The organism is Microbacterium xylanilyticum (assembly GCF_054654695.1).
Map to the genome: position 1 here is coordinate 1322981 of NZ_BAAIEN010000002.1, position 18631 is coordinate 1341611.

General features: G+C 71.7%; 21 protein-coding genes, 2 pseudogenes and 1 riboswitch. Of the genes and pseudogenes, 11 read left to right on the forward strand and 12 right to left on the reverse strand.

Annotated elements, in window-relative coordinates; translation table 11 throughout:
* Entirely contained in the window at positions 1–645 is a 645-nt protein-coding gene (locus ACYQ1L_RS06780; protein ID WP_460003461.1) for an FMN reductase, read from the forward strand.
* Between the two features lie 63 nt (positions 646–708).
* Here the strand turns inward: ACYQ1L_RS06780 and ACYQ1L_RS06785 are convergent.
* The 3 genes and pseudogenes from ACYQ1L_RS06785 to ACYQ1L_RS06795 all read right to left on the reverse strand — a co-directional run.
* A pseudogene (locus tag ACYQ1L_RS06785) lies at positions 709–1149 on the reverse strand (6,7-dimethyl-8-ribityllumazine synthase); the annotation flags it as partial.
* Positions 1150–1156: 7 nt separating this feature from the next.
* A riboswitch (FMN riboswitch) is annotated at positions 1157–1301 on the reverse strand.
* A 21-nt stretch (positions 1302–1322) separates the two neighbouring features.
* Positions 1323–2006 carry a response regulator gene (locus tag ACYQ1L_RS06790; RefSeq protein WP_460003462.1) on the reverse strand — a complete coding sequence of 228 codons (684 nt, stop codon included), beginning with the start codon at positions 2004–2006 and terminating at the stop codon, positions 1323–1325.
* On the reverse strand, positions 2003–3301 hold the full coding sequence (locus tag ACYQ1L_RS06795) for a sensor histidine kinase (RefSeq protein ID WP_460003463.1): 1299 nt from the start codon (positions 3299–3301) through the stop codon (positions 2003–2005). The genes ACYQ1L_RS06790 and ACYQ1L_RS06795 overlap by 4 nt, the downstream gene beginning before the upstream one ends.
* Before the next feature lie 180 nt (positions 3302–3481).
* Between ACYQ1L_RS06795 and ACYQ1L_RS06800 the strand changes: the two genes are divergently transcribed.
* Both ACYQ1L_RS06800 and ACYQ1L_RS06805 read left to right on the forward strand, forming a co-directional pair.
* A complete protein-coding gene (locus tag ACYQ1L_RS06800; RefSeq protein ID WP_460003464.1) occupies positions 3482–4924 on the forward strand; it encodes a cation:dicarboxylate symporter family transporter in 1443 nt (480 codons plus the stop codon).
* A gap of 67 nt (positions 4925–4991) precedes the next feature.
* Positions 4992–5477: an SRPBCC family protein gene (locus tag ACYQ1L_RS06805; RefSeq protein ID WP_460003465.1), complete on the forward strand. Its 486-nt coding sequence runs from the start codon at positions 4992–4994 to the stop codon at positions 5475–5477.
* A 10-nt stretch (positions 5478–5487) separates the two neighbouring features.
* On the opposite strand, the gene ACYQ1L_RS06810 is transcribed toward ACYQ1L_RS06805, so the two are convergent.
* From ACYQ1L_RS06810 to ACYQ1L_RS06825, 4 genes are all read right to left on the reverse strand, one after another.
* Positions 5488–5916 (reverse strand): aggregation-promoting factor C-terminal-like domain-containing protein, encoded by a 429-nt coding sequence (locus tag ACYQ1L_RS06810; RefSeq protein ID WP_460003466.1) that lies wholly within the window; start codon positions 5914–5916, stop codon positions 5488–5490.
* Between the two features lie 15 nt (positions 5917–5931).
* Positions 5932–6378 (reverse strand): hypothetical protein, encoded by a 447-nt coding sequence (locus tag ACYQ1L_RS06815; protein ID WP_460003467.1) that lies wholly within the window; start codon positions 6376–6378, stop codon positions 5932–5934.
* 93 nt (positions 6379–6471) lie between these two features.
* Entirely contained in the window at positions 6472–6633 is a 162-nt protein-coding gene (locus tag ACYQ1L_RS06820; RefSeq protein WP_460003468.1) for a hypothetical protein, read from the reverse strand.
* A 174-nt stretch (positions 6634–6807) separates the two neighbouring features.
* Positions 6808–6978, reverse strand: a complete 171-nt coding sequence (locus tag ACYQ1L_RS06825) for a DUF5302 domain-containing protein (protein ID WP_460003469.1) — start codon at positions 6976–6978, stop codon at positions 6808–6810.
* 169 nt (positions 6979–7147) lie between these two features.
* On the opposite strand from ACYQ1L_RS06825, the gene ACYQ1L_RS06830 reads away from it, so the two are divergent.
* The 4 genes and pseudogenes from ACYQ1L_RS06830 to ACYQ1L_RS06845 all read left to right on the forward strand — a co-directional run bounded on the left by ACYQ1L_RS06830 (position 7148) and on the right by ACYQ1L_RS06845 (position 13446).
* A complete protein-coding gene (locus ACYQ1L_RS06830; RefSeq protein ID WP_460003470.1) occupies positions 7148–9088 on the forward strand; it encodes a GDSL-type esterase/lipase family protein in 1941 nt (646 codons plus the stop codon).
* A gap of 156 nt (positions 9089–9244) precedes the next feature.
* Complete coding sequence (locus ACYQ1L_RS06835; RefSeq protein ID WP_460003471.1) at positions 9245–11521, forward strand: polyribonucleotide nucleotidyltransferase; 2277 nt, start codon at positions 9245–9247, stop codon at positions 11519–11521.
* A 201-nt stretch (positions 11522–11722) separates the two neighbouring features.
* Positions 11723–12762: pseudogene (locus ACYQ1L_RS06840) on the forward strand (aldo/keto reductase).
* Positions 12763–12843: 81 nt separating this feature from the next.
* On the forward strand, positions 12844–13446 hold the full coding sequence (locus ACYQ1L_RS06845; RefSeq protein ID WP_460003472.1) for a histidine phosphatase family protein: 603 nt from the start codon (positions 12844–12846) through the stop codon (positions 13444–13446).
* A gap of 3 nt (positions 13447–13449) precedes the next feature.
* Here the strand turns inward: ACYQ1L_RS06845 and ACYQ1L_RS06850 are convergent, their stop codons facing one another.
* Both ACYQ1L_RS06850 and ACYQ1L_RS06855 read right to left on the reverse strand, forming a co-directional pair.
* On the reverse strand, positions 13450–13884 hold the full coding sequence (locus tag ACYQ1L_RS06850) for a pyrimidine dimer DNA glycosylase/endonuclease V (RefSeq protein WP_460003473.1): 435 nt from the start codon (positions 13882–13884) through the stop codon (positions 13450–13452).
* Positions 13881–14363: a GNAT family N-acetyltransferase gene (locus tag ACYQ1L_RS06855; RefSeq protein ID WP_460003474.1), complete on the reverse strand. Its 483-nt coding sequence runs from the start codon at positions 14361–14363 to the stop codon at positions 13881–13883. Before ACYQ1L_RS06855 ends, ACYQ1L_RS06850 begins: the two co-directional genes overlap by 4 nt.
* Positions 14364–14447: 84 nt before the next feature.
* On the opposite strand from ACYQ1L_RS06855, the gene dapB reads away from it, so the two are divergent.
* Together dapB and ACYQ1L_RS06865 are read left to right on the forward strand one after the other, a co-directional pair.
* Positions 14448–15194: a 4-hydroxy-tetrahydrodipicolinate reductase gene (gene dapB, locus ACYQ1L_RS06860; RefSeq protein ID WP_460003475.1), complete on the forward strand. Its 747-nt coding sequence runs from the start codon at positions 14448–14450 to the stop codon at positions 15192–15194.
* Positions 15191–15664 (forward strand): hypothetical protein, encoded by a 474-nt coding sequence (locus tag ACYQ1L_RS06865; RefSeq protein ID WP_460003476.1) that lies wholly within the window; start codon positions 15191–15193, stop codon positions 15662–15664. The genes dapB and ACYQ1L_RS06865 overlap by 4 nt, the downstream gene beginning before the upstream one ends.
* An 88-nt stretch (positions 15665–15752) precedes the next feature.
* On the opposite strand, the gene ACYQ1L_RS06870 is transcribed toward ACYQ1L_RS06865, so the two are convergent.
* From ACYQ1L_RS06870 to ACYQ1L_RS06880, 3 genes are read right to left on the reverse strand one after another with little or no spacing between them, the layout of a single operon-like run.
* Positions 15753–16178, reverse strand: coding sequence for an OsmC family peroxiredoxin (locus ACYQ1L_RS06870; RefSeq protein WP_460003477.1), 426 nt, complete (start codon positions 16176–16178; stop codon positions 15753–15755).
* Between the two features lie 44 nt (positions 16179–16222).
* The gene (locus ACYQ1L_RS06875; protein WP_460003478.1) at positions 16223–16777 is read right to left on the reverse strand and encodes a DUF4395 domain-containing protein; all 555 of its coding nucleotides are present in this window, start codon (positions 16775–16777) and stop codon (positions 16223–16225) included.
* On the reverse strand, positions 16774–17208 hold the full coding sequence (locus ACYQ1L_RS06880; protein ID WP_460003479.1) for a TlpA family protein disulfide reductase: 435 nt from the start codon (positions 17206–17208) through the stop codon (positions 16774–16776). Before ACYQ1L_RS06880 ends, ACYQ1L_RS06875 begins: the two co-directional genes overlap by 4 nt.
* 137 nt (positions 17209–17345) lie before the next feature.
* On the opposite strand from ACYQ1L_RS06880, the gene ACYQ1L_RS06885 reads away from it, so the two are divergent.
* Positions 17346–18155, forward strand: a complete 810-nt coding sequence (locus ACYQ1L_RS06885; RefSeq protein WP_460003480.1) for a thymidylate synthase — start codon at positions 17346–17348, stop codon at positions 18153–18155.
* A complete protein-coding gene (locus ACYQ1L_RS06890; protein WP_460003481.1) occupies positions 18152–18628 on the forward strand; it encodes a dihydrofolate reductase in 477 nt (158 codons plus the stop codon). Before ACYQ1L_RS06885 ends, ACYQ1L_RS06890 begins: the two co-directional genes overlap by 4 nt.
* The last annotated feature ends 3 nt before the right edge of the window (positions 18629–18631 follow it).

The window sequence follows — 18631 nt, forward strand, 5'->3', positions numbered from 1 at the left end:
ATGGGCGCGCGTCGCATCGCGGTGATCTCCGCGGGACTCAGCAATCCGTCCTCCACCCGGATGCTCGCCGACCGGCTCGCTGCGGAGAGCGCCCACCGGCTCGGCGAGCTGGGATCCGAGGTCAGCGTCGACGTGATCGAGCTGCGCGACCTCGCGCACGACATCACCAACAATCTGCTGACCGGGTTCGCGCCGCCGGCGCTGGACTCCGCGATCAACACCGTGGTGTCCGCCGACGGCATCATCGCCGTCACGCCGATCTTCTCGACGAGCTACTCCGGCCTGTTCAAGTCGTTCATCGACGTGCTGGATCCGGACGCGCTCGCCGGCAAACCGGTGCTGATCGGCGCGAACGCGGGCACGGCGCGGCACTCGCTCGCGATCGACTACGCGATCCGCCCGCTGTTCACGTACCTGCACGCGGAGCCGGTCTCGACAGGCGTGTTCGCCGCATCCAGCGACTGGGGCGCGAAGGCCGACGACGTCGCGCCGCTCAGCCAGCGCATCGAGCGCGGCGCGCGGGAGCTCGCCGAGGCGATGGCGCGGCGCGAGCCGGCCGCAGACAAGGATCCGTTCGACCCCGGCAACTATCTCGGCGAGGGCCGCTCCTTCGGGCATCTCCTCGGCGGACTCGCCGGGGAGTAGGGCGCGAAACAGGGACGGTGGCCGGTGCACTCCGTTCGGGTGCACCGGCCACCGCCGTCGCGATCAGCCGATCGCGGCGAGGCTCTCGATCGTGGCGGACACGGCATCGGCGAGCTCCCGGCCCTTCACGGCGAAGTGCCGGGTGAAGTAGTCGCGATGCTCGGCGTGCTCGTGGAAGTTGTGCGGGGTGAGCACGGCGGAGAACACCGGGACGTCGGTCTCCAGCTGCACCCGCATGAGCGCGTCGACGACGGTTCCGGCGACGAAGTCGTGCCGGTAGATCCCGCCGTCAACGACGAGAGCGCTCGTCGCGATTGCGGCGTAGCGGCCCGTGACGGCCAGCCGCTTGGCGTGGAGCGGGATCTCGAAGGCTCCCGGAACTCGGAAGACGTCGACCTGGTCGATCCCGAGCTCTGTCAGCCGCTCACGGAAGGCCGCGACGGCCTGCTCGACGATCTCGGAGTGCCATTGCGCGGCGACGATGGCGATTCTGGGCATGGTGCACTGCTCCTTCTGACCTCTCTCATCCGGACTCTGACCGTCGGCTCCGGATTCGCACCGGATCGGCAGTCCCCGCCATGGGGACCGTTCGCGGGCTCGCGCGGCATCGCCGCGTCACCGCCGGTGGGGAATTCCACCCCGCCCTGAGGACAGGACGACGCTATCACCGCGGGCGGTCAGGAGCCGGCGCGTGCGAGCCGGTACGCGGTCTCCGGCCGCCCCGGGGTGCCGTAGCGGGGAGCGCGGATGGCGACGCGCACCTCCACGAGGTGCTCGAGGTACCGCCGCGCCGTCACCCGGGAGACGCCGACGAGCGGCCCGGCCTCGCTCGCGGACAGCTCGCCGTGCGCGCGCAGGGCTGCCGTCACCGCCTGCAGCGTCTCGGCGGTGAGCCCCTTGGGCAGCGTCACCGCGCCGGTGGGCGGACCTCCGACGAGAGCGTCGATCTCGTCCTGGCTGGCGGCGCCGGTGATCCCTATCGCACGCGCCCGGCGCTCGGCGTACTGCTCCATGCGCTCGCGGAACACGCGGAACGGGAAGGGCTTGAGCAGGTACTGGGCGACCCCGAGGGCGGACATCCGCCGCACCGCGTCGACGTCGCGTACGCTCGTCACAGCGATCACGTCGATGTCCGCATCCGCGGCGCGGATCCGCCGGAGCACGTCGATCCCGGATCCGTCCGGCATGGTGATGTCGAGCAGGACGAGATCGATGCGCGGGCCCAGCTCGGCGATCGCGGTGAGCGCGGCGCGGACGCCGGTGCACTCGCCGACGACGGAGAAGCCCTCCAGCCTGCCGACGTACGCCGCGTGCAGCTCGAGCGTCAGCGGGTCGTCGTCGACGATGAGGACCCCGATCATCGGCGTCCTGCCTTCACCGGCGCCGCGGGCAGCGTCACACGGAACGCGGTGGGATCGCGCGTGACGGCGATGCTCCCGCCGGCGGCCTGCACGACCTCCTGGACGAGGGCGAGGCCGACGCCGCGGCCCGCGCGATCGCTGGGCTTGGTGGAGACACCGTGCTCGAAGACGCGCTCGCCGAGCTCCTCCGGGATCCCTGGTCCGCTGTCCGAGACGGTGATCGCGACCTGGCCGCTCTCCGCCGGGGCGATCTCCACGCGCACCCAGCGGCCGGCGTCATCGGCGCTCTCCTGAGCGGCCGCGTCCAGGGCGTTGTCGATGAGGTTGCCGACCACCGCGACGGCGTCGACGGGATCCAGGTCCGCGCGCCGCGCGGCGGGGTCCACGACGACCTGCCAGTGCACGCGGCGCTCCTTCGCCTGGGACGCCTTGCCGAGCAGGAGCGCGGCCACAGTGGGATCCCCGTCGCGCAGGGTCATCTGATCGATCACGGACTGACTCTGCACCGACGACTCCGACAGCAGGGCGATCGCCTCGTCCTTGCGGTCGAGCTCGAGCAGTGCGAGCGCGGTGTGCAGCCGGTTGCCGTGCTCGTGGGTCTGCGCGCGCAGAGCCTCGCCGAGCGTGCGCACGGACTCGTAGCCCGCGACGGCGTCGCGCACGTCGCGCGCGTCCAGATCGCCGGTGATCCTGCGCGTGGCGAGCCGCGCGAGCACCGCGCCCACGGCGCCCAGGGCCACCACCGCGAGGGTGAGCAGCGCGATCACGGGCAGGCGGCGCAGCAGCGCGCCGGCCAGCGATTCCACGGTCACCCCGGCCGAGACCCATCCGACGACCGCGCCTCCCGCATCGTGCACCGGGGCGATCGTGCGCACCGATGGTCCCAGGGTCCCGGTGTACTGCTCCGTGAGCGTGCGACCGTCGCCGGGGATCGTGCCGAGGTAGTGCCCGCCGACCTGCGCGGGATCCGGGTGGGTGAGGCGCACGCCGTCGCGGTCCATCACGGTGATGAAGTCCAGGCCCGCCCCGGTGCGCACCGACTCGACGTACGCGCGCAGCCCCGCTGAGGCCGCCGTGCGATCGGGCGCGGACACGGCCGCCACCACCGCGGGGGCGGTGGCCAGCGCGTTCGCGATCGCCGCCGTCACGTGCTCGGCCTCCTGACGTGCCGAGGTCTGCGCCTCCCAGGTGAGGAAGGCTCCGATCGCGGCGCCGATCAGCAGCACGGATCCGATCAGCAGGGCGAACACGCGCGATGCGGCGCTGCGCACTCTGCTGCGTCGTGTCGTCGCCATCGCCGATCCGGACCTCCCCAGCCAGTATGCGCGAGATGGCGCGGCCGAGGGGCTCTGCACCGCGTCGGCCCCGGTTTCAATACGAACAGAACTCGCCGTGAGGTGCCGTCGATCCGCAGCATGGTCGGCACGGCCCGCCCGAAGTGGTGCGGGCGTCCGGTTCATTCAGCGGAGGCGATGATGGCTCTCACCGAAGGTTTCACTCTCCCGCGGCACGATTGGCGCCGCGGCAAGAACTCCTGGGACAAGCACACCTGGCTCTACGTGTCCGTGCTCATCGCGGTGGCGCTGGGCATCGTGGTGGGGCTCGTGTTCCCGCAGTTCGCCCAGGGGCTCGAGCCCACCGGCAAGGGGTTCGTCAGCCTGATCAAGATGATGATCGCCCCGATCATCTTCTGCACGATCGTCATCGGCGTCGGATCCATCGCCAAGGCGGCGACCGTGGGCAAGATCGGCGGCCTCGCGCTGGTGTACTTCATGGTCATGTCGACGTTCGCCCTCGCGATCGGCCTGATCGTCGGCAACATCATCCACCCCGGCGAGGGGCTGCACATGGCCGGCGCGACGTATCAGGCGGCCGCGACGACCGAGGCGAAGACCACCCAGGACTTCATCCTCGGCATCATCCCGGCGACGTTCTTCGGCGCCTTCACCGGCGAGAGCGTGCTGCAGGTGCTGTTCATCGCGCTCCTGGTCGGCTTCGCGCTGCAGGGCCTGGGCGAGCGCGGCGCGCCGATCATGGGGGCGATCAAGCACCTGCAGACCCTCGTGTTCCGGGTGCTCGGGATGATCCTGTGGCTGGCCCCGCTCGGCGCGTTCGGCGCGATCGCGGCCGTGGTCGGCAAGACCGGCGTCGCCGCCATCTGGAGCCTCGGGATCCTCCTCGGCGCCTTCTACCTGACCTGCATCGTGTTCATCGTCGTGGTGCTCGGCGGGATCCTGATGCTCGTCGCCCGGGTGAACATCTTCCAGCTGATGAAGTACCTCGCCCGCGAGTACCTGCTGATCGTCGGCACCTCCTCGTCCGAGTCGGCTCTGCCCCGGCTCATCGCGAAGATGGAGCACCTCGGCGTCGCGAAGCCCGTCGTGGGCATCACGGTGCCGACCGGGTACTCGTTCAACCTCGACGGCACGGCGATCTACCTGACGATGGCGTCGCTGTTCATCGCCACCGGCCTGGGACAGCCGATGTCGATCCCCGAGCAGATCGGGCTGCTGGTCTTCATGATCATCGCGAGCAAGGGCGCGGCAGGCGTCACCGGCGCGGGACTCGCGACGCTCGCGGGAGGGCTGCAGGCCTACCGTCCCGATCTGGTCAACGGCGTCGGCGTGATCGTCGGGATCGACCGATTCATGTCGGAGGGGCGTGCGGTGACCAACTTCACCGGCAACGCGGTGGCCACGATCCTCATCGGCACCTGGACCAAGCAGGTCGACGGTGAGCGGATGCGGCGTGTGCTGTCGGGAGCGGAGCCGTTCGACGAGTCGATGCTGGACGGCGTCCACGGGCACGACGAGGCGCGGTCGCGTGAGGGAGTCAGCACGGCGACCCTCGGCCAGGCGGCGGTCGACGAGATGGCCGCGAAGCAGGAGCCCGCCCGCGCGCGCAGCGAGCGCGGCTGACCGGGGCGGCCCGCGGGTCGTCACGGGCCGACGCGCAGGTTGCGCCCGGTGGCGATAGCGTCGGAGCATGCCCGTCGTTCAGGCCGCCGTCGTCGTCCCGATCCCGCCCGCCCTGGCGTACGCCGTGTCGCAGACGACCGGGAAGGTGCGCCGGCGGTGGGACGGCTTCATCCGCGAGCAGCACTTCCTCGACGGGTCCACGGCCCCGGCCAAGGGCGTGCGCACGTTCACGCGGCAGCGGTTCGGCTTGTCGATGATCACGCGCTACGTCTCGTACGCGCCGCCGACGAACGTCGGGATGACGATGGAGAAGGGGCCGTGGTTCTTCCGGACGCTCGGCGCCGGCTGGCGCTTCGAGCCCGCGGAAGGCGGCACGCGCGCCGTCTGGAAGTACAACTTCACCTGCCGCCCGGGCTGGCTCGCACCGGTCGCGGAGTGGATCGGATCGCTGGTCCTCGGGTACGAGATCCGCCGGCGGATCGCCGGGTTCGCCCGCGGCTGCGCGGATCCGGTCGTGCTCGACGCGGCCCGCACGGCGCTCGCACGGCCGTGACAGCGCCCGCTTAGTACCAGTTGTTCGCGACCTCGTGCGCCCAGGCGCCGCAGGGCGATCCGTAGCGGTCCAGGATGTAGCTCAGACCCCAGTCGACCTGGGTGTTCCCGTTGGTGCGCCAGTCGGCGCCCGCGGCGGCCAGCTTGTCGGCCGGCAGAGCCTGCGGGATGCCGTAGGCGCCGCTGTCGGGGTTCAGCGCGTCCGCTCGCCAGCTGGACTCCTGCATCCACAGCCGGTAGAGGCACGGGAACTGGTCCTGCCCCCAGCCGTAGTTGCCCAGCTGCCCGGCGGCGTAGGCCTGGGCTCCGGCCGGGTCGACGTCGACGCCGTCCGCGCCGAGGCTGCTCCAGTCCCCGCCCGACCCCGCGGCCCCGCTCTGCTCGGCCACCTGCTGCCCGAGCCGGTAGCGCCGCTCGACGTCCGCCGTCGTGTTCTTCAACGCCGCCAGCTGCGCTTAGAGGGTCGTGATGTGGCCCTGCAGATCCCGCACGGCGGCGGTCTCGGCATCAGCGGCCGCCTGGGCCTGCCGCGCGGCCTGCTCGGCGCTCGTCGCGAGCTGGTCGCGTGCCGCCCGAGCAGCCTGCGCCTGATCCCGCAGGGAGTCGGCCACCGCCTGCTCCGAGATCGCGCGCTCGCTCAGCGTCGCCCAGGTCGCGTCGAGGCGCTGCATCACGCCGAGCCGCGTGAGCAGCTCATCGGGGTCGGCCGTGGTGAACAGCCGCGCGGGGAGCGGCGACGAGGTCTCGGTCCGAGCGCGATCGGCGATGAGGGCGCCCACCTGCTCGTGCGCCTCCTGCGCGGTCCGCTCCGCGGCGGTCGCCTGGGTGGTGAGCTCATCGGCGCGCGTGGCTGCGGCGTCGGCCGCCGTGCGCGCGGCCTTGGCCGTCTGGGCCGCCTTCATCGCGGCGGTCGAGGCTTCTGCGGCCTTCTTCTGGGTGGCGGCCAGCGCGTCGTCGGCCTTGGCGATCTGATCCTGGGTGGCCTGCTCGTTCCCCTAGGCGTTCTGCACGTCCTGCCAGGACGGGTAGTCGTCGGCGTACGCCGGCGGGGCGAACACCGGCGCCGCGATCAGCGCGGCGGCGGCCAGCAGCGCCGCCAGCGGGCGCGCGGCGCGGCCCCGGTGCGGGGGAGCGACGGTTCGGGTCGTAACGCTCACCATCCGACGCTAACCCCGTTGGTTGTGGTTCGCCACCGAGTTCGCCGATCCGGTCCTGCCGGATCCCGCCTCGGGTCCTGCCCGATCGTGCTTCGGTTCCTGCCCTATCGTGCTTCGGTCACGCAGAAGGGGCGCCGAGGTCTCGCGCCGGCGCCCCTTCGGGATCGGTGCGGGTCAGCCGCTCTTGCGGCGGAACTCGCGCCGGGTCTGCGCGGCGTGCGTGCCGTGGACGGCGGAGTCGCCGTCCAGGTGCGACTCGCCCCGGTGCTGCTGGGCGTTCTTCTTGTCCAGCGCCTCCTTGAACTTGCGCTTCATGTCCGCCGCGGCGGTGTCGTCGGTACTCATGCGCGCCAGCCTAGCCCCGCTGCCTTCCGAGCCTCCGGAGAACATCGGGCGACCGGCGGCGGGCGCGCCGGGGGACGGCCGGTGACCGATCGAGGTGCATCCGGTGAACAGTGCGCGACGGCGGCCGTTGTCGGCGACCCGGGGCGCCGCGGAGCGGGATCCTGGTCCCGTGAGAGCAGCGATCGTGACGGAGTCCTTCCTCCCGCACATGAACGGCGTCACCGGGTCCGTCCTGCAGATCCTCCGGCATCTGGAGCGCCACGGGCACGAGGCGAGGGTGTACGCCCCCGCCGCTGCCGATATGCCGCGCATGATCGGACACGCCCGCATCGAGCCGATCCCCTCCGTCGCACTGCCCGGCTACCGCACCGTGCGGGTCGGCACATCGAGCGCGCACCGCCTGGCGGCGTCCCTCGCCCGCTTCGAGCCCGACGTGGTGCACCTCGCCTCCCCGTTCGCACTGGGCTGGCGCGGTGCGCTCGCGGCGGAGCGCCTCGGCGTCCCCGCCGTGGCGGCGTACCAGACCGATGTCGCCGCCTACGCCGCGCGGTACGGCGTCGCGCTGACCACCGCCCTCGCCGAGGCGCACATCGCCCGTCTGCACCGCCGCGCCACCCTCACGCTCGCCCCGTCGTCGGAGTCGGAGGACCAGCTCGCCCGTCTCGGCGTCGACCGGGTGCGCCGCTGGGGCAGAGGCGTGGACGCCGAGCGCTTCCACCCCGATCGGCGTGCGGCGGCCTGGCCGCACCGCGTCGGTGCGGACGTGGTGGTCGGGTACGTCGGCCGGCTCGCCCCGGAGAAGCAGGTCGAGGATCTGCACGTGCTCGCGGATCTCCCCGGGGTCCGGCTGGTGATCGTGGGCGACGGTCCGTCCCGGCCGCGGCTGGAGGCGCTGCTGCCCGGCGCCGTCTTCCTGGGGCACCTGAGCGGTGCGGAGCTCGCGGAGGCCATGGCGTCGTTCGACGTGTTCGTGCACCCGGGGGAGAGCGAGACGTTCGGGCAGACGCTGCAGGAGGCGCACGCGAGCGGCATCCCCGTCGTCGCGACGGGGCGCGGCGGTCCCCTCGACCTCGTGCGCCAGGGCGTCGACGGCTGGCTGTACCGCCCCGGCGACCTGCAGGATCTGCGCGAGCGGGTGCGCGACCTGGCCGGCGACGCGCGCAAGCGGCAGGCGCTCGGACGCGCGGGGCGCGCGGCCGTGGAGCAGCGCAGCTGGAGCGCCGTGTGCGACCAGCTGCTCGATCACTTCGCCGAGGCTCAGGAGCTCGCCCGGGTCGACGCGTCCCTGCGCGCGCCCCGCGCGGTGCGGCCGGAGCCGGCCCCGCCGGGGGAGCGCAAACGGTGGCGCCGTTATGTCGCGCTGGGTGACTCGCTCACGGAGGGGCTGTGCGATCCCGGTCCCGACGGGGAGCTGCGCGGCTGGGCGGACCGGCTGGCGCTGCTGCTGGCGGCCCGCGAGCCGCTGGACTACGCGAACCTCGCGGTCCGGTCCAAGCGCGTCGAGGACGTGTGCGGCACGCAGCTGCCTCGCGCGCTGCAGCTGCGCCCGGATCTGGCATCGATCCTGATCGGCGCGAACGACCTGGTGAAGCGACGGGTCTCCATCCCGCTGCTCGCGGCCCGGCTCGAGGACGCGGTGCGGCAGCTGCGCGAGGCGGGGGCGGACGTGCTGCTCGTCACCGCGTTCCTGCCGGGCAACCCCGCAGCGCGGATCTACGCCCGGCGGTTCTCGGCGTGGGCCACGGCGCTCGCGGGCATCGCCCGCCGCCAGGGCGCGATCCTGGTGGACACCGATCTGCACCCCCAGCTCGCGCGACGCGAGAACTGGGGCGAGGATCTCGTGCACCTCTCCAGCCGCGGGCATCGCTTCCTCGCCTACCGTGCCGGGGTCGCGCTCGGGGTGCCCCTCGCCGATGAGCTCGGCGCTCTCGACGAGGCGCTGCACGCGGCCGAGCGCACGAGCGCGGGGGTGTGGTGGCGCCGCCATGCGCTGCCGTGGGTGTGGCGCCGCCTGCACGGTCGCACCGCCGGGGACGGCCGCAGCCCGAAGCACGACGCCTACGTGCGGCTCGGGCGCGAGCGCGGCGTGCGGGAGACCAGCGACGTCTGAGCGCACGCCGTCGGGGCTCGCGGGAGTGCCGGTGCCGCCCTCCGGCCGGTCGCACGGTGCCGCGCTGATAGGATCGGACGGGATGCCTCTGTGTGCATCCGTCCATGCTCGCGCTCCACACGGGAGAGCGAGCCTAAACAAAGAAGGAGAGACCTCTTGGAAGGTCCTGAAATCACTGCCACCGAGGCCGTTCTCGACAACGGCCGCTTCGGCACCCGCACCGTCCGCTTCGAGACGGGCCGTCTCGCACAGCAGGCGCAGGGCGCGGTCGCCGCCTACCTCGACGAGGAGACGATGCTGCTCTCGGCCACGAGCGCCAGCAAGTCGCCGCGCGAGGGCTTCGACTTCTTCCCGCTCACCGTCGACGTCGAGGAGCGCTCGTACGCGGCCGGCAAGATCCCCGGCTCGTTCTTCCGCCGCGAGGGGCGCCCCTCCACCGAGGCGATCCTGGTCTGCCGTCTCATCGACCGCCCGCTGCGCCCGTCGTTCGTCGACGGCCTGCGCAACGAGGTCCAGATCGTCATCACCGTCCTGAGCATCGCTCCGGGCGAGTACTACGACGCGCTCGCGATCAACGCGGCCTCCGCGTCGACCCAGATCTCGGGTCTGCCGTTCTCCGGCCCCATCGCCGGTGTGCGCCTCGCGTTCATCCCCGGCCAGGGCGAGCACGCCGACCAGTGGGTCGCATTCCCGAACGCCGAGCAGGTCGAGCAGGCCGTGTTCGACCTCGTCGTCGCCGGTCGCGTCGTCACCAAGGGTGACGGCACTGAGGACGTCGCGATCATGATGGTCGAGGCCGAGGCCACCGAGGGCAGCTGGAACCTGATCAAGGCCGGCGCCACCAAGCCCAGCGAGGACATCGTCGCGCAGGGTCTCGAGGCCGCCAAGCCGTTCATCTCGCAGCTCGTCAAGGCGCAGGCCGAGCTCGCCGCGCAGGCGTCGAAGGAGCCGGGTGTGTACCCGGTCTTCCTGCCCTACAGCGAGGAGACCTACGACTTCGTCTCGTCCCGCGCGTTCGCCGAGCTCGTCGACGTCTACCAGATCGCCGACAAGCAGGAGCGCCAGAACGCGGACGACGCCGTCAAGGACCGCGTCAAGGCCGAGCTCGTCGCCGCCGTCGAGGCCGGGGAGCAGCCGGAGGTCGCCCTCAGCGAGTTCTCCGCCGCCTACAAGTCCGTCACGAAGAAGATCGTGCGCGGTCGGATCCTCACCGAGGGCGTCCGCATCGACGGCCGCGGCCTCGCGGACATCCGCCCGCTGGACGCCGAGGTGCAGGTCATCCCGCGCGTGCACGGCTCCGCGATCTTCCAGCGCGGCGAGACCCAGATCCTGGGCGTCACCACGCTGAACATGCTCAAGATGGAGCAGCAGATCGACTCGCTGTCGCCCACGACGAGCAAGCGCTACATGCACCACTACAACTTCCCGCCCTACTCGACCGGTGAGACCGGCCGCGTGGGCTCGCCGAAGCGTCGCGAGATCGGGCACGGCTTCCTCGCCGAGCGCGCCCTCGTGCCGGTGCTGCCGAGCCGCGAGGAGTTCCCGTATGCGATCCGTCAGGTCTCCGAGGCTCTCGGGTCCAACGGATCCACGTCGATGGGCTCCGTCTGCGCGTCCACCCTGTCGCTGCTGAACGCCGGGGTGCCGCTGCGCGCTCCGGTCGCGGGCATCGCGATGGGCCTCGTGTCCGACCAGGTCGACGGTGAGACCCGCTACGCGGCGCTCACCGACATCCTCGGCGCCGAGGACGCCCTCGGCGACATGGACTTCAAGGTCGCCGGCACGAGCGAGTTCGTCACTGCGATCCAGCTGGACACGAAGCTCGACGGCATCCCCTCCGAGGTGCTCGCCGGCGCGCTCACCCAGGCCAAGGACGCGCGTCTGACGATCCTCAACGTGCTCAACGCCGCGATCGACAGCCCGGACGAGATGGCGCCGACCGCGCCGCGCGTGATCAGCGTGCAGATCCCGGTCGACAAGATCGGTGAGCTGATCGGCCCCAAGGGCAAGACGATCAACGCGATCCAGGACGAGACCGGCGCGCAGATCTCCATCGAGGAGGACGGCACCGTCTACATCGGCGCGACCGACGGCCCGTCGGCCGAGGCCGCCCGTGCCCAGGTCAACGCGATCGCCAACCCGACCAACCCCGAGGTCGGCGAGCAGTTCCTCGGCACGGTCGTCAAGATCGCGACCTTCGGTGCGTTCGTCTCCCTGCTGCCGGGCAAGGACGGCCTGCTGCACGTCACCGAGGTGCGCAAGCTCGCCGGTGGCAAGCGTGTCGAGAACGTCGAGGACGTGCTCTCCGTCGGCCAGAAGATCCTCGTGAAGATCACGAAGATCGACGACCGCGGCAAGCTCTCGCTGGAGCCCGTCATCGACGAGGCGCCGGCTGAGGCCGCGGAGCCGGCCGCCCAGACCGCCGAGGCCTGATAACCGCAGAAGAGGCCCGTGGTGTCCGCCGAAAGGAGGACACCACGGGCTTCTTCGCGTATTCGTGATCGAACCGTTACCGATTGTTGGCCTCCGCGTCGACTCAATGAACGGAAGCGTCGGCGGCCTCCCTTACCCTCGAAGAGAGCGCACCGGGGGGTGCGTCTCGGAACGCAACGCAGCAGACACGGGGGTGATCGCATGCGTCTCTTCAGTGTCGGATCCGCAACCGGCGGGGTCGCGCCTGCCGTCACCACCGCGCCTGCGATCGTCCCGCCGCATCCGTCGGCCCCGATCCCGGTCATCGGTCCGGGCATCGGCTCGGCGCTGCGCGTGCCGATCGGCGAGACCGGCATCCGCGCCTTTCCGCTGATCCTCGGCGGCGCCGAGTTCGGCTGGAACACCGACGCCGACACGGCGCTGCGCATCCTCGACCGCTATGTGGAGTTCGGCGGCAACGCCGTGCACACGGCGGACAGCTTCGCCGCGGGCCGGAGCGAGCACATCATCGGTCGCTGGCTCTCGACGCGGCGCAACCGCGACGACGTCGTGCTGACCGTGCGCGTCGGCAGCCACCCCGACAACCCGGGCATCGGCCCGGTCAACCTCGTCCGCGCGGCCGAGGCATCGCTGAACCGCCTCGGCGTGGAGCGCATCGACGTGCTCTACCTCGACGGCTCGGTCGACGACGGCAGCCCCCTGGAGGACACCCTCGCCACCGCGGAGTGGCTGGTGGAGGCGGGGAAGGTGCGCTCGCTCGGGGCGTTCGGCTTCTCCGCGGAGCGCCTCGTCGAGGCGCGGATCCTGGCGTCGGCCGGCTACCCGCGCATCGAGGTGCTCGACGAGCCGTACAACCTGGTGCGCCGGGCGGACTTCGAGGGCGACCTCCGGCTGGTGGCGGCCGCACAAGGCCTGGCGGTCACACCGTCGCACGCGCTCGAGCACGGGTTCCTGTCCGGCCGGCACCGCTCGAAGCAGGCGCTGCAGGGGTGCGCGGCATGCAGCTGCGCAGCAACATCAACCGCCGGGGCATCAAGGTGCTGCGGGCGCTCGACCTCGCCGCCGAGGAGCTGCACGTCCCCGTGGCCGCCGTCGCGATCGGGTGGCTGCTCGCGCAGCGCACCGTGACCGCTCCGATCGTCAACGCGTTCGCCACCGAGCAAGTCGACGAACTCATGCAGGGCGCGGGGGTCGCGCTGGGTCGTGCGCAGATCGCGGAGCTCACCCGCGCTGCGAGCTGACCTGGTGGCCATCGTCGTGTCCTTTCTGTGACATAGGCTGGAGGTACCCCGGCCACGGAGTCGGAGACGAGGCGAGCGGTTGTGACGCATTACATCTATCTGGTCCGGCACGGCGAACATCAGGACGCCGAGCACGGCCTCACCGACGGACCTCTCTCGCCCCGGGGTCGGCGCCAGGCGGAGCTGATCGCGGCCCGGCTGTCGGGACTGCCGCTTGACGCCATCTGGCACTCGCCGCTGCTGCGCGCAGCCGAGACCGCACGCGCCATCTCGGAGCGGATCCCCTCGGTCGAGGCGGAGCCGTCCGCCCTGCTCTTCGACTGCGTGCCGACGGGCATGACCGAGGAGACCCCTGCCGCGTTCGAGCCGTTCTTCGGATCCGTCACGGAGGCGGAGATCGAGGCGGGTCGGGCGCAGATGGCCGACGCCGTCAACGAGTTCCTGGTGCGCAAGCCCGGCGACGTGCACGAGGTGCTGATCACGCACAACTTCGTGATCAGCTGGTTCGTGCGTGAGGTGCTGGAAGCGCCGGAGTGGCGCTGGATGACCCTGAACCAGGCCAATTGCGGCCTCACCGTGATCGCCCAGAAGCAGGGCCGCCCGTGGAGCCTGCTTGCGCACAACGACCTGAGCCATCTGCCGGTCGAGCTGCGCACGGGCCTGCCGGATCCGCTGGTCGTCTGAGTATCAGCCGACGCGCTCCCAGTCCGCGATGGGGCCGTCGATGACGGTGAACAGCGGATGCGGATCCGGCTCGGACACCGTGCGCCATCGCTGCCACAGTTCGGGGCTGCGCACCTCGAGCTTGCGCAGGAGGTGGCCCCACTCGTACTCGAGCTGACCGCGAGTGACGGGGATCCGTTCGACGGGTCCGGTGCGCAGGATCTTCTCCCGGGCGAAGCGGTACCCCCGGGCATCCGCCTCCTCCACGACCGCGGCGAGGTAGTCGCCGATCGCGGCGACCGGATCCCGCGTGGCGCGGAACCGCTGCAGCTGGGGGTGGTGCGCGTAGCCCCGCCGCGTGGGGTCGGCGAGCACCGCCTGGGCGAGCAGCCCTTCCCGCCAGCACGCCGTCAGCGCCTGGCGGTCGAAATGGCGCGGATGCACGGACCACAGCCTCATTGCGGTCGCGCCTCCAGATCCTTGCGGTACCACCGGGTCGCGTTCGGGTTGGCGTTGTAGCGGGGAATCTCGGTGAAGCCGCCGTTGCGGTAGAGGTGGCCGGCGGCTGCGAGCGTGTGGTGGGTGTCGAGCACCAGAGCGCGGGCGCCGAGGTCGCGGGCGCGGCGCTCCAGCTCATCCAGCAGCAGCCGTCCCCAGCCGCGTCCCCGCGTCTCGGGGCGGAGGAACACATGCTTGACCTCGAACACGTCGGCCTCCCCGTCCGGCATCGCGACGCGGCGGATGCCTCCGCAGCCGACGATCGCGCCGTCGTCCTCGAGCAGCAGGAAGACGCCGTCGGGGTCCTGGAACGCGGCGGCGGTCGGGTACGTGGGGGAGTAGGTCCCGCCGGGGAACTCCGCGGCGCGCAGCGTGAAGTACTCGACCAGCACGGCGTGGGCGTCGGCGTCCTCGGGGGAAGCGATGCGGAACGTGGGCATGCTCCGACGCTATTCCCCCGAGCGCCGCTCCGGCGGCCTGACGCGCGGGACCGGCACGTCCGACCGCCTGAATAGACTGAGGGCATGACGACGCGCGTTGCCCTGGTGGGCGCCTCCGGCAAGCTCGGCTCCATCATCGGCGACGTGGTCGCGCACCTCGACGGCTTCGAGCTCGGCGCGGTGCTGGGTTCGGCGAGCACGATGGACGAGCTCGACGGCGCCGACCTCGTGGTCGACGCGACCACGCCGGCCTCGAGCGTGGAGATCGTGCGCGCCGCCGCAGATCGCGGCATCAACGTCCTCGTCGGCACCTCGGGATGGTCGGCGGCGCGGATCGCCCAGATGCGACCGGTCATCGACGAGGCCGGCATCGGCGCGCTGTTCGTGCCCAACTTCTCGATCGGATCCGTCCTCGGCACGGTCCTGGCCACCCTGGCCGCACCGTTCTTCGGATCCGTGGAGATCATCGAGGCGCACCAGCACACCAAGATCGACTCGCCCAGCGGCACCGCGGTGCGCACCGCGGAGCTCATCGCTGCGGCCCGCGCGGACCAGGGTCCGGTCGACGCGCCCCACGTCGACCAGCGCGCCCGCGGTCAGCAGGTGGCCGGCGTGCCGGTGCACTCGCTGCGCCGCCCCGGTGTGATCGCCAAGCAGGAGGTCATCCTGTCCGGACCCGGGGAGTCGCTCTCGATCGTGCACGACACCGTGCAGCCCGCTGCGGCCTACGCCCCGGGGATCCGCCTCGCGCTGCCGTACGCACGCGATCTGCGCGGCGTCGTCGTCGGCCTCGAGAACGTCATCGACCTGGGGATCCGGCCGCGCGCATGATCTCCCGCATCGGCGTCGCCGTCATGGCCGCGCTTCTCTTGCTGTACATCGCGCTCATCGGCTGGCGGGCGGTGGTGCTGCTCGGCTCGGACCAGGTGCTCGGCGTCACGATGGGCGTGGCGCTGCTGGTGATGCCGCTCATCGGCGCCTGGGCGCTGGTGCGCGAGCTGCAGTTCGGCCTCGCCGCCGACCGGCTGGGGCGCACGCTGGACGCCGAGGGCGGCATGCCGGCCGCGCCCGAGCAGCTGCGGCCCAACGGGCGCCTGCTGCCGGAGGACGCGGACCGGCTGCTGGCCGAGTACGGCGCCGCCGCGGCCGCGGAGCCCGCCGACTGGCGCGCCCAGTACCGGCTCGGTGTCGTGCAGGACGCCGCGGGGCACCGCAAGGACGCCCGCGCCGCGATCCGTGCGGCGATCCGGCTGGCGAAGGAGACATCACTGCCCCGGCACGACGAAGGGCCGCATCTCTGAGGAGACGCAGCCCTTCGTGGAGGGACCGACCGAGACGAAACGCCGCACCCTGACGGATGCGGCGTTCGCGTCGTGCGTGGCGGGAAGCTCAGGCGAGCGTCGCCTCGAGCGTGATCTCGATCCCCGCGAGCGCGGCGGAGACGGGGCAGCCCTGCTTCGCCTCCTCGGCGAGACGCTGGAACGTCTCCGCGTCGAGCCCGGGGACCGAAGCGTTCACGTTGAGGTGGCTGCCCGTGATGCCGACTCCGGGCTTGAAGGTGACCGACGCCGTGGTGTTCACGCGCTCCGGCGGGGTGCCGTTCCCGGCCAGGGCGTGCGAGAGCGCCATGCTGAAGCACGACGAGTGCGCCGCGGCGATGAGCTCCTCCGGGGTGGTCGTGGTGTCGGATCCCTCCGAGCGCGCCTTCCAGTTGATGGGGAAGGTGCCCAGGTGCGAGGAGGAGAAGGAGACGGATCCCTCGCCCTCGATGAGACTTCCGGTCCAGGTGGCAGCGGCTTCGCTCGTGACGGACATGGTTCCTCCAGTCGGGGGTGGGTGTGTGGCTGCCAGCCTACCGATCAGCTCAGGGCGGAGGAACCGCCGCGGCCGAGGATCCCGGCGCGCTGCAGCAGCAGGTAGATCTGGCATCCCAGGCAGAACCCGAATGCCGCGTTGAGGAACGCGGCGACGAACGCGAGGGCCGTCGCTATCGGCAGCGCCCATGGCACGCCGAGCAGGTGAAGCAGCAAGCCGACGGTCACCACGAACAGCCCCACGCCCTGGGCGAAGCGCGGCGGACGCGGGTCCTCCAGCTCGGCCGGTGGGGCGAGACGGGGGCGCACCACGCTGCGGAACAGCGCGCTCCACGGCTGCGTGGGCGGCGACACCATGCCCCACAGGAACAGGAGCGCGATGGCGAGCGTGAGCAGGAAGGCGGGCTGGGCGGCGCGCTCGAGTGCCAGTAGGCCAGGCGACGGCCGCGTCAGCGACACGAGGTCCTGGAGCGGCTGCGGGTAGGGCGATGACGTCGGCGCCGCGACCAGCCCGAGCACCGTGGCGATGAGCAGCAGGGCGGACGTGATCCACGCGGCGAAGCGCGGGCCGCGGGGATCGATGCCGGCGGGAGCGGTCATGAGCGGGCCTCCTCGGGAAGGGCGCGGTCGAGTGCGGACAGGACGTCGGCGCGGCTGGGCGCGCCGGTGAAGCGGGAGCGGATCCGGCCATCGGGATCCACGAGGAGCGTGGTCGGCGTGGAGAGCACCCTGTACCGGGCGGCGAGGTCGGATCGCGAGGTGAGGTCCACCTCCGTGTGCACGACCCCGGGGCGCTCTGCGGCGACGGACCCCAGCAGGCGCCGCACCTGCGGGCACCGCGCGCAGAACTCGGTGCTGAACTGCACCAGCGTCGCGCGGGCGCCCAGCGGTCGCATGAGGTCGGCCGGATCCACCACCCGGTCGCCGTGCACCGCGACGGCGCGCCCGTCCCGGCGCCGCAGCAGCACGCCGGCGAGCACCGTGGCGGCGACGAGCGCGGCCACGATGACGATGGCGATCGGCAGGGACATGGTCAGAGGCTACGTCTGCGACGGGCGGGGTGGGGCGGATATGACGGATCGAGTCAGCGATGCGATGCACGTGTCGGCGCGCGCGCGGCCGCTGGTCCACGGCCCGTACGTCCGCCGTCGCCGGTACGCTGAAACCCATGAGCGCCGCGATCCCCACGCCGTACGAAGACCTGCTCCGCGACGTGCTGGCCACCGGCACGCACAAGGACGATCGCACCGGCACAGGGACGACGAGCGTGTTCGGCCGGCAGATCCGCTTCGATCTGTCGCAGGGCTTCCCACTCATCACCACCAAGCGCGTGCACTTCAAGTCCATCGCGTACGAACTGCTCTGGTTCCTCCGCGGCGACTCCAACGTGCGCTGGCTGCAGGACCACGGCGTCACCATCTGGGACGAGTGGGCCGACGCGGATGGCGACCTGGGTCCGGTCTACGGAGTGCAGTGGCGTTCCTGGCCGACGCCGGACGGTGGTCACATCGACCAGCTGCAACAGGTGATCGACCAGATCCGCAACTCGCCCGACTCCCGCCGCATCATCGTGTCGGCGTGGAACCCTGCGGACATCCCCGACATGGCACTCGCGCCGTGCCATGCGCTCTTCCAGTTCTACGTGGCCGACGGCAAGCTGTCCTGCCAGCTCTACCAGCGCAGCGCGGACCTGTTCCTGGGCGTGCCGTTCAACATCGCGTCCTACGCGCTGCTGACCCTGATGGTCGCACAGCAGACGGGCCTGGAGCCCGGCGACTTCGTGTGGACGGGCGGCGACTGCCACATCTACGACAACCACGTCGAACAGGTGCGCGAGCAGCTCAGCCGGGATCCGTACCCCTATCCGACGCTGCGCATCACGCGTAAGCCCGACTCGATCTTCGACTACGCGTACGAGGACTTCGTGGTCGAGGATTACCAGCACCACCCGGCGATCCGCGCCGCGGTCGCCGTATGACCCGCGTCGGCCTGATCTGGGCGGAGGCGCACGGCGGCGTCATCGGCGCCTCGGGCACGATGCCCTGGCACGTGCCGGAGGACCTCGCGCACTTCAAGGAGGTCACCCTCGGCGCCCCGGTCGTGATGGGGCGGCGCACCTGGGAGTCGCTGCCGGAGCGGTTCCGTCCGCTGCCCGGCCGCGAGAACATCGTGATCACCCGGCAGACCGCCTGGGCCGCCGACGGCGCCAGCACCGCGGACTCCGTGGCGGCGGCGCTGGCCGGGCTCGATGAGGCGTGGGTGATCGGCGGCGGGGAGATCTTCCGCGAGGTGGTCGGTGCGGCCGACCGCCTCGAGGTCACCGAGCTGGACCTCGACGTCCCGGGCGACGCGTTCGCGCCTTCACGCGACGGCTTCCGGCTGGTGGCGCAGGGGGAGTGGCACACCAGCAGGACCGGAATCCGTTACCGCTTCCTGAGCTACGAGCGCTGAGAG

Excerpts from the sequence above, each read along its gene's own strand:
- ACYQ1L_RS06780 (WP_460003461.1), top strand. The coding sequence starts at position 1 with ATGGGCGCGCGTCGCATCGCGGTGATCTCCGCGGGACTCAGCAATCCG.
- ACYQ1L_RS06790 (WP_460003462.1), bottom strand. The coding sequence starts at position 2,006 with ATGATCGGGGTCCTCATCGTCGACGACGACCCGCTGACGCTCGAGCTG.
- ACYQ1L_RS06795 (WP_460003463.1), bottom strand. The coding sequence starts at position 3,301 with ATGGCGACGACACGACGCAGCAGAGTGCGCAGCGCCGCATCGCGCGTG.
- ACYQ1L_RS06800 (WP_460003464.1), top strand. The coding sequence starts at position 3,482 with ATGGCTCTCACCGAAGGTTTCACTCTCCCGCGGCACGATTGGCGCCGC.
- ACYQ1L_RS06805 (WP_460003465.1), top strand. The coding sequence starts at position 4,992 with ATGCCCGTCGTTCAGGCCGCCGTCGTCGTCCCGATCCCGCCCGCCCTG.
- ACYQ1L_RS06815 (WP_460003467.1), bottom strand. The coding sequence starts at position 6,378 with ATGAAGGCGGCCCAGACGGCCAAGGCCGCGCGCACGGCGGCCGACGCC.
- ACYQ1L_RS06825 (WP_460003469.1), bottom strand. The coding sequence starts at position 6,978 with ATGAGTACCGACGACACCGCCGCGGCGGACATGAAGCGCAAGTTCAAG.
- ACYQ1L_RS06850 (WP_460003473.1), bottom strand. The coding sequence starts at position 13,884 with ATGAGGCTGTGGTCCGTGCATCCGCGCCATTTCGACCGCCAGGCGCTG.
- ACYQ1L_RS06855 (WP_460003474.1), bottom strand. The coding sequence starts at position 14,363 with ATGCCCACGTTCCGCATCGCTTCCCCCGAGGACGCCGACGCCCACGCC.
- dapB (WP_460003475.1), top strand. The coding sequence starts at position 14,448 with ATGACGACGCGCGTTGCCCTGGTGGGCGCCTCCGGCAAGCTCGGCTCC.
- ACYQ1L_RS06865 (WP_460003476.1), top strand. The coding sequence starts at position 15,191 with ATGATCTCCCGCATCGGCGTCGCCGTCATGGCCGCGCTTCTCTTGCTG.
- ACYQ1L_RS06870 (WP_460003477.1), bottom strand. The coding sequence starts at position 16,178 with ATGTCCGTCACGAGCGAAGCCGCTGCCACCTGGACCGGAAGTCTCATC.
- ACYQ1L_RS06875 (WP_460003478.1), bottom strand. The coding sequence starts at position 16,777 with ATGACCGCTCCCGCCGGCATCGATCCCCGCGGCCCGCGCTTCGCCGCG.
- ACYQ1L_RS06880 (WP_460003479.1), bottom strand. The coding sequence starts at position 17,208 with ATGTCCCTGCCGATCGCCATCGTCATCGTGGCCGCGCTCGTCGCCGCC.
- ACYQ1L_RS06885 (WP_460003480.1), top strand. The coding sequence starts at position 17,346 with ATGAGCGCCGCGATCCCCACGCCGTACGAAGACCTGCTCCGCGACGTG.
- ACYQ1L_RS06890 (WP_460003481.1), top strand. The coding sequence starts at position 18,152 with ATGACCCGCGTCGGCCTGATCTGGGCGGAGGCGCACGGCGGCGTCATC.